General features: G+C 66.8%; 12 protein-coding genes. 9 read left to right on the top strand and 3 right to left on the bottom strand.

Going from position 1 to position 13869, the window contains the following annotated elements:
- Positions 1-117 precede the first annotated feature (117 nt).
- Positions 118-1689 (top strand): Na+/H+ antiporter, encoded by a 1572-nt coding sequence (locus ACTHQX_RS07475; RefSeq protein WP_440156515.1) that lies wholly within the window; start codon positions 118-120, stop codon positions 1687-1689.
- 90 nt (positions 1690-1779) lie between these two features.
- Here the strand turns inward: ACTHQX_RS07475 and ACTHQX_RS07470 are convergent, their stop codons facing one another.
- On the bottom strand, positions 1780-2982 hold the full coding sequence (locus ACTHQX_RS07470) for an ROK family protein (RefSeq protein WP_440174562.1): 1203 nt from the start codon (positions 2980-2982) through the stop codon (positions 1780-1782).
- 227 nt (positions 2983-3209) lie between these two features.
- Here ACTHQX_RS07470 and ACTHQX_RS07465 point away from each other — a divergent pair, with 227 nt between their 5' ends.
- From ACTHQX_RS07465 to ACTHQX_RS07445, 5 genes are all read left to right on the top strand, one after another.
- Complete coding sequence (locus ACTHQX_RS07465) at positions 3210-4532, top strand: ABC transporter substrate-binding protein (RefSeq protein WP_440156516.1); 1323 nt, start codon at positions 3210-3212, stop codon at positions 4530-4532.
- A gap of 23 nt (positions 4533-4555) precedes the next feature.
- Positions 4556-5503, top strand: a complete 948-nt coding sequence (locus ACTHQX_RS07460) for a carbohydrate ABC transporter permease (protein ID WP_440156517.1) — start codon at positions 4556-4558, stop codon at positions 5501-5503.
- Positions 5503-6414 carry a carbohydrate ABC transporter permease gene (locus ACTHQX_RS07455; protein ID WP_440156518.1) on the top strand — a complete coding sequence of 304 codons (912 nt, stop codon included), beginning with the start codon at positions 5503-5505 and terminating at the stop codon, positions 6412-6414. Before ACTHQX_RS07460 ends, ACTHQX_RS07455 begins: the two co-directional genes overlap by 1 nt.
- 51 nt (positions 6415-6465) lie before the next feature.
- Positions 6466-8175: a glycoside hydrolase family 13 protein gene (locus tag ACTHQX_RS07450; RefSeq protein WP_440156519.1), complete on the top strand. Its 1710-nt coding sequence runs from the start codon at positions 6466-6468 to the stop codon at positions 8173-8175.
- A gap of 138 nt (positions 8176-8313) precedes the next feature.
- The gene (locus tag ACTHQX_RS07445; protein WP_440156520.1) at positions 8314-9279 is read left to right on the top strand and encodes an aldo/keto reductase; all 966 of its coding nucleotides are present in this window, start codon (positions 8314-8316) and stop codon (positions 9277-9279) included.
- A gap of 94 nt (positions 9280-9373) precedes the next feature.
- Here ACTHQX_RS07445 and ACTHQX_RS07440 read toward each other — a convergent pair whose 3' ends face one another.
- Together ACTHQX_RS07440 and ACTHQX_RS07435 are read right to left on the bottom strand one after the other, a co-directional pair.
- Positions 9374-10294 carry a TauD/TfdA dioxygenase family protein gene (locus tag ACTHQX_RS07440; RefSeq protein WP_440156522.1) on the bottom strand — a complete coding sequence of 307 codons (921 nt, stop codon included), beginning with the start codon at positions 10292-10294 and terminating at the stop codon, positions 9374-9376.
- 34 nt (positions 10295-10328) lie between these two features.
- Positions 10329-11360: an ABC transporter substrate-binding protein gene (locus ACTHQX_RS07435; RefSeq protein ID WP_440156524.1), complete on the bottom strand. Its 1032-nt coding sequence runs from the start codon at positions 11358-11360 to the stop codon at positions 10329-10331.
- A gap of 342 nt (positions 11361-11702) precedes the next feature.
- On the opposite strand from ACTHQX_RS07435, the gene ACTHQX_RS07430 reads away from it, so the two are divergent.
- The 3 genes from ACTHQX_RS07430 to ACTHQX_RS07420 are packed head-to-tail and all read left to right on the top strand — an operon-like array spanning position 11703 to position 13824.
- Positions 11703-12566: an HpcH/HpaI aldolase/citrate lyase family protein gene (locus ACTHQX_RS07430; protein ID WP_440156526.1), complete on the top strand. Its 864-nt coding sequence runs from the start codon at positions 11703-11705 to the stop codon at positions 12564-12566.
- A gap of 27 nt (positions 12567-12593) precedes the next feature.
- Positions 12594-13553, top strand: coding sequence for a DUF2797 domain-containing protein (locus ACTHQX_RS07425; protein ID WP_440156528.1), 960 nt, complete (start codon positions 12594-12596; stop codon positions 13551-13553).
- Between the two features lie 46 nt (positions 13554-13599).
- A complete protein-coding gene (locus tag ACTHQX_RS07420; RefSeq protein ID WP_236804589.1) occupies positions 13600-13824 on the top strand; it encodes a DUF3188 domain-containing protein in 225 nt (74 codons plus the stop codon).
- Positions 13825-13869: the final 45 nt, after the last annotated feature.

Here is a 13869-nt window from a genome sequence, read left to right as displayed (position 1 = left end):
CAAGCAGCGACGCTGACGCGGGCCCCGTACGCAGGCCGAGCGAGTGTTCCCGGTAGGGTTGAAAGGCACGGCCGCCCTCCGTCCAGAGGTGCGGCGCACTCCGGGGAAAATGGGCACATGGACCAGCTGGCACTCATCATCGGGCTCCTGCTCGCCACCGTCGTGGCAGTGGGCCTCGGGGACCGGCTGCGGCTGCCTTATCCGGTCCTGATGCTGCTGCTGGCCGTGGCGCTGACCTTCATCCCGGGATTCCCGGACATCGAGATTCCGCCGGAGCTGATCCTGCCGATCTTCCTCCCGCCGCTGCTGTTCGCCACGGCGCAGCGGAGCTCCTGGGCCGTCTTCCGGGTCCGGTGGCGCACGCTCATCATGCTCGCCGTGGCCCTGGTGGTTATCTCCACCGCGGTGGTCGCCGGCGCCGCCTGGCTGATGATCCCGGGCATCGGGATCCCCGCCGCCATCGCGCTCGGAGCCATGGTGGCCCCGCCTGACCCGGTCGCGGTGGAGTCCGTTGCCGGCCGCGTGCACATGCCCCGGCGGCTGATCACGGTGCTGCAGAGCGAAGGGCTTTTCAACGACGCCGCCGCCATCGTCATTTTCCAGGCAGCTGTTGCCGCCGCCGTCGGCGGTACACGGATAGGGCCCGACGTCGTCCTCAAGTTCGTCGTGGGCGCTGCACTTGCCGTCGTGGTCGGCATCGCCATGGGCTGGCTGACGGCGCTGATCACCCGGCTCGTGGCCTCCATGGTGGCCCGAAGCGCCGTGACCCTGGTGGTGCCCTTTGCCGCCTACATCCTGGCGGAGGAATTCCATGCCTCCGGCGTCATCGCCGTTGTGGTCACCGCCCTTGAGATGCAGCGGCACACCCGCCCACAGGACGCCGCGGAGCGGGTGACCCGGACGGCCTTCTGGGACGTGGTGGAGCTCCTGGTGACGGGGCTTGCCTTCGGGCTCGTCGGGCTCGAGATCCAGGACGTGGTCCATACGGAGGGTGCGGCAATCTTCGGCATGGTGGGAACTGCCGTCGTGGTCTGTGTCCTGGTGTTCGCTGTACGGTTCGGTTGGCTGGGACTGCTGGCCGTCTCCGCCCGCAAACGGAAGAACCTGCTGCAGCCGACCTCCGCAAAGGAGGTTCTGATCCTGACCTGGTGCGGCATGCGCGGCCTCGCCACCCTGGCCCTTGCGCTGGCACTGCCGCTGACGCTCGCGGACGGCACGCCGTTCCCGGCCCGGGATGAACTGCTGGTCATCGCCTGCGCTGTGCTGCTGGCCACCCTGGTGCTGCCGGGGCTGACCCTGCCCTGGCTGATGAAGGTCCTGAACGCGTCCCAGGACGGCACCGAGGAGCGCGACGCCGCCCGACTCCTGGCCCGCCGTGCGCAGGCAGCCGCCGTCGCTGCGCTGAAGGACAACGAGCTCATGAAGGAGCTGCCGCCGGAGAAGGTGGCGCTGGTGAAGGAGAAGATGACCCGGCTCCATGCCGAACTGCTGGACGGCAGCCTCCGCAACGAGAGCCTGGCCGAGAAGCGTGAGCGGGGCAGGGAGCTGGCCATCACTGTCCAGACCATCGCGCTGGATGCTGCTCGGCAGGAAGTCGTCGCGGCCCGCAGTGAACCGGACATGGACCCCGAGGTGGCGGACAGGGTGCTGCGCCAGCTCGACCTGCGGACCATGATCATGCCGGAGTAGAACAGCGCGAACGAACACTTAAGCCCCGGTGCATGCGGGGCTTAAGTGTTCGTTCGCGCTCGTCTTGGAACGGTGGCCGGGCGGCACAGGTCACGCCGGGAGGTTGAGCTCCAGGTCCAGCGTGTTCGTCTCCACATAGTCCAGGGCACGCCGGACCGCGCCCACTGTCACGATTGAATCGCCCAGCGGCGAGACCGCCACCCGCGGCGGGGTTGCGGTGAACTCCGGCAGCCGGGCGGCGATGGGCTGGAGCAGGACCCCGGCAGAGTTGGCCACGGCCCCGCCGATCACCACGAGTTCGGGGTTGATCATGGTGGCCACCGAGCCAATGACGCGGGCCATCCTGTCGGCCAGCCGGTCCAGGATTTTCAGGGCCTCCGAGTCGCCGGCGGCCGCCGCGGCAAAGACGTGCTCCGCTTCCGCGCCCGTGGCCGCATGGTCGCGAAGGGACGTCTCTGCGGTGCCCTTCAGTGCCTCCGCGGCCCAGGTCCGCGCCAGCGTCGCGATGCCGAACGTGTCGCCCACACCCTCCAGCAGGTCCAGGTACGCGAGTTCACCCGCGCCGCCGCCGCTGCCGTGGAGCAGGCGGCCGCCTTCGATGACGCCGGAACCGAAGCGCTCACTCGCCAGGATTACGACGACGTCGTCCACACCCGCCGCCGCACCCCGCCACCGGTCGCCCAGGGCGGCCAGGTTGGCGTCGTTCTCCAGCAGTACCGTCCATCCCCGGAGTTTGTGCAGCGCGGACCCAAGGCCGACGTCGAACAGCCCCCAGAAGTGCTGGGACGCGAGGACGTTGCCTTTCCGGTCCACCGGGGCGGCGATGCCGGCGCTCACGGCCAGCACGGCGTCGGGGGAGGCCCCCACCCCGTCCAGCGCCATCATGGCGGCCCGGTCAATGACCGCCACCCGTTCCTCGGCGGAAATGACCTCAATGTCAAACGGCTGGCTGGCCCGTCCCAGCGCCTTGCCGCGAAGATCGGATACCACCACCGTTGCCTTCGAGAAACCCACGTCCATTCCGAGGACGTACCCGGCCCGCTCGTTGAGTTCGAACCGCCGGGCAGGCCGCCCCTTCTGGTAGCCGCCGAAGGCGCGCTGGTTCTCCAGTTCGGTGATCCACCCGCGCTGCATGAGGTCCTCGCACACGGCGATGGCGGTGGCCCGGGTGAGTCCGGTTGCCTGGATGACCTCAGTAACCGTCACCGCACCCGAGGCGCGCATGAAGTCCAGGACCGCCCCGGCGCTCACGCGCCGCAGCAGCTGGGGCGTGGCCGCCGTCATTTCGGACATGGTGTTGACCTCCTTGTGCTCTGCCACACATAATACTTGAGGAACTAAATTTAGATTCCATATAAATTGACTACGTAGGCCGGACGGCCACCGGCCACGGAATTTCCTTCCAGCTTTTCCTCCGCCTTTTGCAAAGGAGCAACTGTGATCAGCCCTTTGAAGTACTCCCCATTCCGCAACCCGCAACGGCGCGCTACCTGCCAGCACTCCGCCCCGGCCTTCGCACTGTGAACGCAACTTCTCTTACCCGCGGCACTCACCTCAGCCGCCGCGCGCTCTTCAAGGCGGCCGGGCTCGCCGGCGCGGCAGCTGTCCTTCCGCTGGCGGGCTGTGGCTCCGTGCCCAGCGCTTCTGGGCCCAGCAGCCAGAACGGCGTCACCATGCTGCGCTTCATGCAGAACAAGCCCGAGGTGGTGGCGTACTTCAACCAGGTCATCAAGGACTTCGAGGCCCTCAACCCGGACATCCGCGTCATCCAAGACTTCAACGAGGGCAACTTCGTTCCGGGCCTGGTCCGCAACGACCCGCCCGACGTCGTGACCCGCGGCTTCGCCCAGGCCACAGCCGACTTCGTCCGGAAGGGCGTGTTTGCGGACCTCTCCGACCTGCCGGCCGCGGCCACGATCGACCCCAAGATCCAGGACCTGGTCAGCTCATGGGGACAGTACAACGGGCATGAAACCAGCGCCCTCCCGTTCTCCCTGGCCGCTGCCGGGGTTATCTACCGCCGGGACATTTTCGAGGCCCAGGGCGTGTCCGTCCCCACGGCGTGGGACGAGTTCATCGCTGCCTGCGAGAAGTTCAAGGCCGCCGGCATCACCCCCATCTACGGCACCTTCAAGGACAACTGGACCCTCGGGCAGGGCATGTTCGACTACGTGGCCGGCGGCGCCTTGGATATCGCGGACTTCTTCGCCAGGCTCACGGCCAAGGGCGCCGCCATCAGCGCGGACGCCGCGGAGTCGTTCACCAGCAACTTCGGCCCGGTGCTGCCCAAGATGCTCGAGCTGGCTTCGTTCTCGCAGAAGGGCGCCGCCAGCAAGAACTACGCGGACGGAAATGCCGCGTTCGCCAAGGGCCAGACGGCCATGTACCTGCAGGGCCCGTGGGCGCTCTCCCAGCTTGTGGCCGCCAACAAGAACGTCAGGCTCGGCAGCTTCCCGCTGCCCGTCACCAACAACCCCGCGGACACCAAGGTCCGGGTGAACGTGGACATGGCCCTGTCCATCACACGCAACACCCCGAACATGGCGGCGGCACGGCGGTTCGTCAGCTACCTGCTGGACCCCTCGGTGGTGAACGCCTACAACGAGAAGAACGCGGCGTTCTCACCGCTCAGGGAAGCTCCCGCCGTCGGGAATCCCCAGATCACCGGCCTCGCCGCCTCTGTGCGGGAGGGCCGGTACTACCAGGGGGCCACCACCTACTTCCCGCCGTCGGTCCCGCTGTACAACTACGTCCAGTCCTTTGTGTACGGCAAGAACGGCGAACAGTTCCTTTCCGCCCTCGACGACGAATGGCGCCGGGTCGCCGAGCGCACCGCGGTCTGACCCGCCCGAATCCAGGAGCCCCCATGACTACAACCTCAGAGACGGCGCAGGCAGCACCGCCCGCCGCTTCGACCGTCCCCCCGAAAGCCACGTCCCGGGCTGTCAGGTCCAAGAACAGGATCGACCCCGCCTACTACTGGATGGTGGTGCCGGTCCTGGCGCTGTTCGCCTTCTTCATCACCCTGCCGGCACTCGTGGGCGTGTTCTTCAGCCTGACGAACTATGCCGGCTACGGTGACTGGAAGTTCATCGGCCTGTCCAACTACGTCAACATCTTCCGGGACCCGGCCGTCCTGCAGTCCTACATTTTCACGTTCGTTTTCGCCCTGACCACCACCGTGGTGGTCAACATCGTGGCACTCGCGATCGCCCTCGGCCTGAACGCCAAAATCAAGTGGCGCACCGGCGTCCGCACCGTGTTCTTCATCCCCATGGTGCTCTCGGCCCTGGTGGTGTCCTTCGTGTTCAACTACCTGTTCTCCAACACCCTGCCCGTGCTGGCGGAGCGCTTCGGCGTGACGCCGCTGGCCACGAGCATCCTGGCCAACGAAAACCTCGCCTGGCTGGCTATCGTGCTGGTCACGGTCTGGCAGGCGGCTCCCGGGGCCACCATCATCTACCTGGCCGGGCTGCAGAGCGTCCCGGCCGAGGTGTATGAAGCCGCCGACCTCGACGGCGCCGGCAGCTTCCGTCAGCTCCTGAGCCTGACCCTGCCGCTGATCCTCGGATACCTCGTCATCAACGTGATCCTCGGCTTCAAGGGCTTCCTGGGGACCTACGAAATCATCGTGGGCCTCACCGGCGGAGGGCCCGGCATGGCTACCCAGTCCGTGGCCATGCGGATCTTCTCCGGCTTCACGGGAGGGGACTACTCCTATCAGATGGCGAACGCGGTCATCTACTTCCTGATCACCCTGCTCATCTCCGTCATCCAGCTGCGCCTCATCCAGCGCCGGGGGGTTTCTCTCTAATGACCGCATCCACATTTGCCAAGCCCGTGAACAGCATGGCCCCGCTCCGCCGGAACGGCCGGTCCGGCAGGACCCGCAAGTCCGGCCGGGAGGGCTACAAGGTCAACTGGTGGCTCACCGCGCTGATGCTGGTGGCGTCCCTGACCGTCCTGCTGCCGCTGTACTTCACCGTGGCCATGGCTCTGAGGTCCCCGGACCAGATTGGAACGGGCACAGGCCTGGCCTGGCCGAACCCGATGAACTGGGAGAACTTCGCCGCCGCGTACGTGGCCACCAACTTCCCGGCTGCCTTCATGTCGACGGCGTTCGTCACCGTGTTCAGCGTCCTCGGTTCGCTGGCCTGCAGCTCGCTGGTGGCCTACGCCATCGCCAGGAACTGGAACCGGAGGTTCTTCCGGGGCTCCTTCGTCTACCTGCTCTCGGCCATGTTCATCCCGTTCCCGGTGATCATCCTGCCCCTGATCAAGCAGACAGCGCTCCTCGGCCTGGACAACCCGGGCGGCGTGGTGTTCCTGCACGTGCTGGGCGGCATCTCGTTCAATACGCTGCTGTACATCGCCTTCGTCCGCTCCATTCCGGTGGAGCTGGAGGAATCAGCCCGGCTCGACGGCGCCACCACCTGGCAGGTGTTCCGCAAGATCATCTTCCCGTTGCTGGCCCCCATGAACGCCACCGTGGGAATCTTCGCCTTCCTCGGCTCCTGGAACGACTTCCTGCTGCCGCAGATGATGATCGCCGATCCCGCCCTGCAGACCCTTCCGGTGGTGCAGATGCTCTTCCAAGGAGAGTTCAACACCAACTACAGCCTCGCATTCGCGTCCTACCTGATGGCCATGGCCCCCACTTTGGTGGTTTACATCCTGGCCCAGCGTTGGGTACTGTCCGGAGTCATGCGCGGGGCCGTCAAGTAACCCAATAATCCAGTCCAGCAACAACCCCAACCACAAGAAAAGGATCATCCCTTGTCCACCACCGCCACGCTGGCAACCCTGTCCGACTCCGACCGTCTGGCCGATCCGAACTGGTGGCGCCAGGCGTCCGTCTACCAGATCTACCCCCGCAGCTTTTCCGATTCGAACGGCGACGGCCTGGGCGACATCAAGGGCATCACGGCCAAGGTCCCCTACCTGAAGTCCCTCGGGATCGACGCCGTCTGGCTCAGCCCGTTCTACCCCTCGGCGCTCGCCGATGGCGGCTACGACGTGGACGACTACCGCAACGTGGACCCAAAGCTCGGCACACTGGACGACTTCGACGAGATGGCCAACGCGCTCCACGCCGCCGGCATCAAACTGATCGCGGACATCGTCCCGAACCACTCCTCCGACCGGCACGAATGGTTCAGGGAAGCCCTGGCCTCCCCGAAGGGCTCCGCCGCGCGGGACCGCTACATCTTCCGGGACGGCAAGGGCCCCAACGGCGAGTTCCCGCCGTCCGACTGGGACTCCGTCTTCGGTGGCCCCGCCTGGGAGCGCATCACCGAACCGGATGGCACCCCCGGCCAGTGGTACATGCACATCTTCGCCAAGGAGCAGCCGGACCTGAACTGGGCCAACCGGGAAATCCGCGACGACTTCCTCAAGACCCTGCGCTTCTGGTCCGACCGCGGCGTGGACGGTTTCCGCGTTGACGTGGCGCACGCACTCACCAAGGACCTCACCGAGCCTCTGCTCTCCAAGCTGGAGCTGAGCGCCGCAAACACCGGCACGGACGGGTTCGACGACGGGTCCCACCCGTTCTGGGACCGCGACGAAGTGCACGAGGTCTACGCCGAATGGCGCGAGGTCTTCAACGAATACAACCCGCCGCGCACCGCCGTCGCCGAAGCCTGGGTGCACGCCACCCGGCGCGCCCGCTATGCCAGCCCCGAGGGCCTCGGCCAGGCGTTCAACTTCGACCTCCTGCAGGCGGACTTCGACGCCGAGGAGTTCCACGAGATCATCACCCGCAACCTGGCCGAGGCGGCCGCCACCGGCGCCTCCTCCACCTGGGTGTTCTCCAACCACGACGTCGTCCGGCACGCCACCCGCTACGGCCTGCCCAAGGGCTCCAAGGGCAAGCATGCCAAGGGCCAGGACGGCAAGGCCTGGCTGCTGGCCGGCGGACCGGAGGAGGAACTCGACGCCGAACTCGGCCAGCGCCGCGCCCGTGCCGCCACGCTCCTCATGCTCGCGCTGCCCGGCTCCGCCTACCTGTACCAGGGCGAGGAGCTGGGCCTGCAGGAGGTGGCGGACATTCCGGAGGCCGAACGCCAGGACCCGTCCTTCTTCCGCAACAGGGGAGTGGAAGTGGGCCGCGACGGCTGCCGCGTGCCCCTGCCGTGGGCCGTGGAGGGCACCTCCTTCGGGTTCGGCGACGGCGGCGCGCACCTGCCGCAGCCGGACTGGTTCAGCAGCTACGCCGTCGAGGCGCAGGACGGCACCCAGGGCTCCACGCTCGAGCTCTACCGGACCGCACTGAGGCTCCGCCGCGAGCTGCAGGCGGACGAAGAGCTGGAATGGCTCGAAACCGGCAACCCGGAGGTCCTGCACTTCAGCCGCCCCGGCGGCTGGCAGGCGGTCACCAACTTTGGGGCCACCGCCGTCGACCTCCCCGCCGGCACGGTGCTGGTGAGCAGCGCACCGCTGGAAGGCGGCAAGCTGCCGGCCAACACCACGGCCTGGCTGCGCTGAACCTGACTGGCTGCGCTGGCAGCCGGTGACTGAATGACACGCTGCTGGCGGTCCCACATTGGGGCCGCCAGCGGTTCGTTAACACCCCGCTGCAGGCCAGCTCTGGCCGGGGCCGGCAACAAGTGAAAGAGTGATGCCATGACTGAACAGACTGCAGTCCCGAACGGCCGGCTGCTTTACGGCTGCATGGGCCTGGGCGGGGACTGGTCGACTGACCCCCACGAAATCACCGACGTCGAAGCCGCGGCTGAGGCCATCGAGGCGGCCCTGGACATCGGCGTCACGCTGTTCGACCACGCCGACATCTACCGGCACGGAAAGGCCGAGGCCGTCTTCGGCGAGGTCCTGGCCGGGACCAGCGGCCTGCGGGAGCGCATCCAGCTGCAGACCAAGTGCGGGATCCGGCTGAACGAGCGGGGGCTGGAGACCCACTACGACCTGAGCGCCGACGCCATCGTCGAGCGTGTGAACGGCAGCCTCGAGCGCCTGCGTACCGATTACGTGGACATCCTCCTGCTGCACCGCCCGGATCCCCTGATGGACCCCGCGGAAGTGGCGGCCGCCGTCGGAAAACTGATGGCCGACGGGAAGGTACGGGCACTGGGCGTGTCCAACATGTCCGCCGCGCAGATCGAGTTCCTGCAGGACAGCCTGGAAACCCCGGTGGTGGCCAACCAGCTGGAGCTCAGCCTGCTCAAGCGGGACTGGCTGGAGAGCACCGTGCTGGTGAACCATCCGGATGCCCACAGCTACAGCTTTCCGCACGGGACGCTGGAGTATTGCGCGCGGCAGGGGATCACCCTGCAGGCCTACGGTGCACTGGCCCGCGGCCACTACACCGGCAACCCGCCCGAACGGCCCACCCCGGCCGAGAGCGCCACCGCCTCGCTGCTGGCGGAGATGGCCCGGGCGAAGGACACCACGGTGGAGGCTGTGCTGCTGGGATGGCTGATGAAGCATCCGGCCGGGATCGCGCCGGTCATCGGCAGCGCCAACCCGGACCGGATCCGTGCCTGCGCCGGCGCCGCTCGCGTGGCCGGGACCATGACCCGGGCCGAGTGGTACCGGCTGTGGGTCACGGCCCGGGGCAGCAACATCCCCTAAACCCAACTAGCTCGCAGTTGTTGTCGTTTTGAGGGCTCAAAACGACAACTAATGCGAGCTAGTTGGGCCGGCGTACTCCCGGCGGGAAGCGACCCTAGAGCGGGGCGATCTCCGAGTATGTGGAGGCATCACCCTTCAGGGCCTGGCTCTGCTTGCCGTCCACGCCTACCGGGATGTCCCCGGCGATGGTGACGCGGTTGAGCTTGCGCGGCTGGCCGTCGTAGTTGTCCGGGGCGTAGTGCTGCGTGATCCGGTTGTCGAAGAGCACCAGCTGGTTCGGCTCCCAGTTCACGCGGACCACGTTTTCCGGACGGGTCACGTAGGCCTGGAGCAGCCGGATGATGTCCTTGGATTCGGTGTTGGACAGACCCACGATCCGCAGGCGCTGCGCGAAGCCCCCTATGAACAATCCGCGCTCGCCGGTCAGCGGGTGGACGCGGACCACGGGGTGGGCCGTCTCGAACTTGAGCCGCGTGAACTCCTTGCGTCGGTCCTCGGCGTTGGCGTGCTCCAGGTTCTTGGGCACCGAGTAGTCGTAGTCGTTGGTGTGGATGGCCCAGAGTGTGTCGGCAAAGTTCCGCAGCTCGTCCGGAAGATCGGCGTAGGCGCCGGCGGAGGAGGCGATCAGCGTCTCGCCGCCGAAAGCCGGCAGGTCGATGCTGCGCAGCGTGGACGCCTGCGGCGGGTTGACCACAAACGTGACATCCGTGTGCCAGTTGTTGGCCGAACCGTTCTCGCTGTCCACCGGCAGTACGTTCTCCACACCCTCAACCGACGCAACGGTGGGGTGCGCCTTCGTGAGCGGGCCGAAGCGGCTGGCGAACTTCACCTGCGCCTCGTCGGTAAGGATGTTGGCTTCACGGAACACGAGGGCCTTGTGCTCGTTGAGGGCCGCACGGATCTGTGCGACGGTCTCTGCCGGCAGGTCGCCGCTGAGGTCCAGGCCGCGGATCTCGGCGCCGATGCGGGAGCCCAGCTTGGAGAATTCGAGCTTTGTTTCGGTAATGACAGTCATGTCTTCTTCCTTACTGTTGTGTCGCTGCGATGGATTACTTCGTCAGGAGGCCGTTGAACTCGTTGGTGTAAAGCTTCTTGGTGTCCAGGTCGGACGTGATGATGCCCACGGACTTCAGGTATTCCTCCCAGCGGGTGAAATCCTCGTCCTTGATTTCGCCCTTGGCGGGGACACCGACGCTCTTCCAGTACTGCAGTGCGGCCGGGTTCTCGTTGCGGCCGCGTTCCTTCAGGATCTTGGTGAGCCGGGCAATCACTTCCTTGCGGGGCGTGGCCCGTTCCCACTCGATGGCCTTCGCCACACCCGTGGTGAAGGTCCGGACCGTGTTGGGGTTCTGGGCGAGGAAGTCTTCCCGGAAGACGTAGGGCCCGCCGGCAAACGTTCCGAACAGGTCGAAGTCGCTGAAGACGGACCGCAGCCCGCCGTTGGCGACGGCCCGGTCCTGCAGGATGCTGCCGAGGGAGCCAGCGTCCACCTGGCCGCGGCGGATGGCTTCCTCCGTGTCGTTCGGTGGAACCACCACCAGCTGGACCTGCTTGATCTCGTCTGCGCTCAGGCCGTTCTTGCGAAGGTAGGTGTTGATGACCGCCTCGGAGTGCGCGCCCAAAGTGTTCACGGCGATTTTCTTGCCGATGAAGTCCCGGGCGGTCTTGATCGGGCTGTCTTCTTTTACATAGAAGCCGTTGAAGGTCTTGCTGTCCTCGCCGTAGTAGTTGATGACGGCCTTCACCGGGGCGCCGGCCTCCACGAGCTTCACTACGGCGCCGGCGAACGCGCCGCCGAAGTCGGTCTGGCCCGTCGCTGCGGACTGGATGTCCTGGGGGCCGCTGATGGTGTTGCCCACCCAGTTCAGCTTGACGTCGCCCAGGTAGCCGAGGTCCTCCGCCAACTCGGGAAGGGTCACGTTGTTGGCCCATCCCTGGTAGCGGAGCTCCTTGACTTCGTTGGCGCCGGGAGCGCCGGTGCCGCCTGTGACATCACCGGCGGCGCTCCCACCGCAGCCGGACACCGTCAGCGCGATGACGACGGCGGCCGCAGCACTCAGGATGGTCAGGTGTCGTTTCATTGGGGGTTCCTTCAGGGGGTTTGGTTTGGCTGGTTCGCCTCGTTCGCTCCGGCCGCTGCAACGGCCGATGGATCGATGTAAGCGCACTCTGACGAAGCAGAAAAGTGCGGCGGTCACGGCGGGAAACCGTTGGAAATCCGCGGAAACACGGCGCAACAGCGGGACATGAGGCGCCCCGTTGCGGCAGGTGTTGCCCCGTGACAGACGGCAGCAAAGATCCCTGCGCTGGGCTGTACACTGTGGGATCTGGGCCCTCCGCGAAACGGCTTTTGTTCGTATTGGTCTGCCCTGCGGGGCCGATCTGCGTCGCGCAGACGGGCGCCCGCCCGATACGGTAGAACCATGACGTCTTCCTCCACAGCCGAGATCACCCGGCAAGAACGCAACATCCCCGCCGAGATCGCCCGCTCGTGGCTGCTTGTCAACGCAATGAAAACCGAGCTTTTCGACCAGTCCGCCGTGTCCCGCGCGGACTCGATCATCCTGGACATCGAAGACGCCGTGGACCCCTCGCAGAAGGATGCCGCCCGCGAGAACGTCGTGAACTGGCTCTCCGCCGGCGGCCAGGCCTGGGTGCGGATCAACGACGCCACCAGCAAGTTCTGGGCCGACGACCTCGCGGGCCTGCGCGGCACGCCGGGGCTTCTCGGCGTCATGTTGGCCAAGACCGAGTCTGCTGACCAGGTCACCGAGTCCTTCCACCGCATGGACGGCAAGACGCCGGTCATCCCGCTCGTGGAATCCGCGCTCGGCATCGAAGAAGCCAACCACATCGCCAAGGCCCAGGGTGCGTTCCGCCTGGCGTTCGGCTCGGGCGACTTCCGCCGTGACACCGGCATGGCGAACACCCAGGAGGCCATGGCCTACCCGCGCGCCAAGCTCGTCGTTGCCAGCCGGGTGGGCAACCTGCCGGGTCCCATCGACGGACCCACCGTGGGAACCAACCACCCGATCCTGCGCGAGCAGACCGGCGTCACGGTGATGATGGGCATGACCGGAAAGCTGTGCCTGGCCATCGACCAGACCAGCGTCATCAACGAGGTCATCAGCCCCACCCCGTCGGACGTCGCCTGGGCCACCGACTTCATGTCCGACTTCGAGGCCAACGGCCGCGTCATCCGCGACGGTTCCGACCTGCCCCGCCTCGGCCGCGCAGAGAAGATCATGAAGCTCGCGGTAGCGTTCGGCGTGCAGCCCGCGCTGTAAGCGCCATCAGCATTACCAGGAGACCCCGTGACCGATACCCGTTATCTGGTGCACGGGGTCTTTTTGGTGCACGGGGTCTTTTGGGATGGGCCGCCAGCTGTTTCCGCAGCGTGCGACGGCGGCAGGCCCGTTTTGCGCCTCCAGCACCGTTCCGGCGGGTTCAGTGAGATGGCGCTCGACGCCGGCACCCGCCTCGGGTTCCGGGTGGCGGACGGCGTCAAACACTGCCTGGGCCACACCAAGGTTTTCTCCGCCGCCGAGCGCCGGCACGTCACCTGCCCGGACAGTGCCCACGCGGTACGGGGCAGCCAGTGTGAGCCCTGCCAGCTGGCAGACGACACCCGGCTGATCCACGACTTTCACCGTGGCGGACGGGTTCCGGCGGGCCTCCGGGACTATCTCATGCAGCCGCACTGGCTCTACGTTGCCACGTTCGCCAACGGTGCCAGCAAGATCGGCACGGCCTCGCAGCCGCGCAAATGGAACCGGCTGGCCGAGCAGGGGGCGGTGGTTGCCCGTTACGTTGCCCTGGCCGAGGACGGGCGGCTGGTGCGCGTCCTGGAGGACCTGGCCACGAGCGAAGTGGGACTTGCCCAGCAGGTTCGCGGCGCGGCGAAGGCTGCTGCCCTGACGGACCCGCTCCCCGCCGGTGAGCTTGACCTCCTCAACCGGCGCCGGGCGGAGGAGGTGCGGACCCTGTTGGCGGGCACCGCCGTCGGGGGTTTCGCCGTTGTGGATGAGCAGTGGGTCCGCCCGGCGCAGGCAGGGGCGTTGTGCGCGGCTGCTTCCCGGCACGCCTACCCGCACGGGATGCACGGCGGAAGCCACGGCTTCACCCTCAGGGCCCTGTGCGGCAGCCACGGCCTGGCCGGCCTGGACGGGTCGGAGCTGGATTTCGTGGTGAACCTCGGGCTGCTGAAGGGGCGCCTGGTGGAACCGGGGGAGTACAGCTCGGAGGTGCGCGCCGTGCAGGAAGCCCTTTTCTGAGGCGCACCGTTCCGAACACGCAGGCCTGACTGGGTAAACTGGCACGGTGCTGCACGAATTCTGGGTCACCGCACCCAAGTCCTACAAAATCCTGGTCTTCATCGCAATGGGCCTCATCGCCGTCGGCCTGATCCTCAACATCGTGGGCAACGTCACCGCCAACCAGGTGCTCATGATCGCGTCCCTGCCTGTGATCGGCCTGGGCCTCGTGCTGCACATGGTCGGCATGGTGGTCCGCGGCCAGAGGATCCGGAAGAACATCAGGAAATAACGACACGTATCCGACCTGCACGCCCGCCCCGATAGGGTTGAACAC

It is taken from the genome of Arthrobacter sp. SAFR-023, assembly GCF_051965295.1.
Taxonomy (GTDB): Bacteria; Actinomycetota; Actinomycetes; order Actinomycetales; family Micrococcaceae; genus Arthrobacter.
The sequence above is the reverse complement of the archived record's forward strand: the minus strand, read 5'-3'. Positions and strand labels throughout refer to the sequence as shown.

What these genes read in the sequence shown, in the direction of transcription:
- ACTHQX_RS07445 (WP_440156520.1), top strand. Translation starts at nt 8,314, where the DNA reads ATGACTGAACAGACTGCAGTCCCGAACGGCCGGCTGCTTTACGGCTGC.
- ACTHQX_RS07435 (WP_440156524.1), bottom strand. Translation starts at nt 11,360, where the DNA reads ATGAAACGACACCTGACCATCCTGAGTGCTGCGGCCGCCGTCGTCATC.
- ACTHQX_RS07475 (WP_440156515.1), top strand. Translation starts at nt 118, where the DNA reads ATGGACCAGCTGGCACTCATCATCGGGCTCCTGCTCGCCACCGTCGTG.
- ACTHQX_RS07455 (WP_440156518.1), top strand. Translation starts at nt 5,503, where the DNA reads ATGACCGCATCCACATTTGCCAAGCCCGTGAACAGCATGGCCCCGCTC.
- ACTHQX_RS07440 (WP_440156522.1), bottom strand. Translation starts at nt 10,294, where the DNA reads ATGACTGTCATTACCGAAACAAAGCTCGAATTCTCCAAGCTGGGCTCC.
- ACTHQX_RS07430 (WP_440156526.1), top strand. Translation starts at nt 11,703, where the DNA reads ATGACGTCTTCCTCCACAGCCGAGATCACCCGGCAAGAACGCAACATC.
- ACTHQX_RS07470 (WP_440174562.1), bottom strand. Translation starts at nt 2,982, where the DNA reads ATGTCCGAAATGACGGCGGCCACGCCCCAGCTGCTGCGGCGCGTGAGC.
- ACTHQX_RS07460 (WP_440156517.1), top strand. Translation starts at nt 4,556, where the DNA reads ATGACTACAACCTCAGAGACGGCGCAGGCAGCACCGCCCGCCGCTTCG.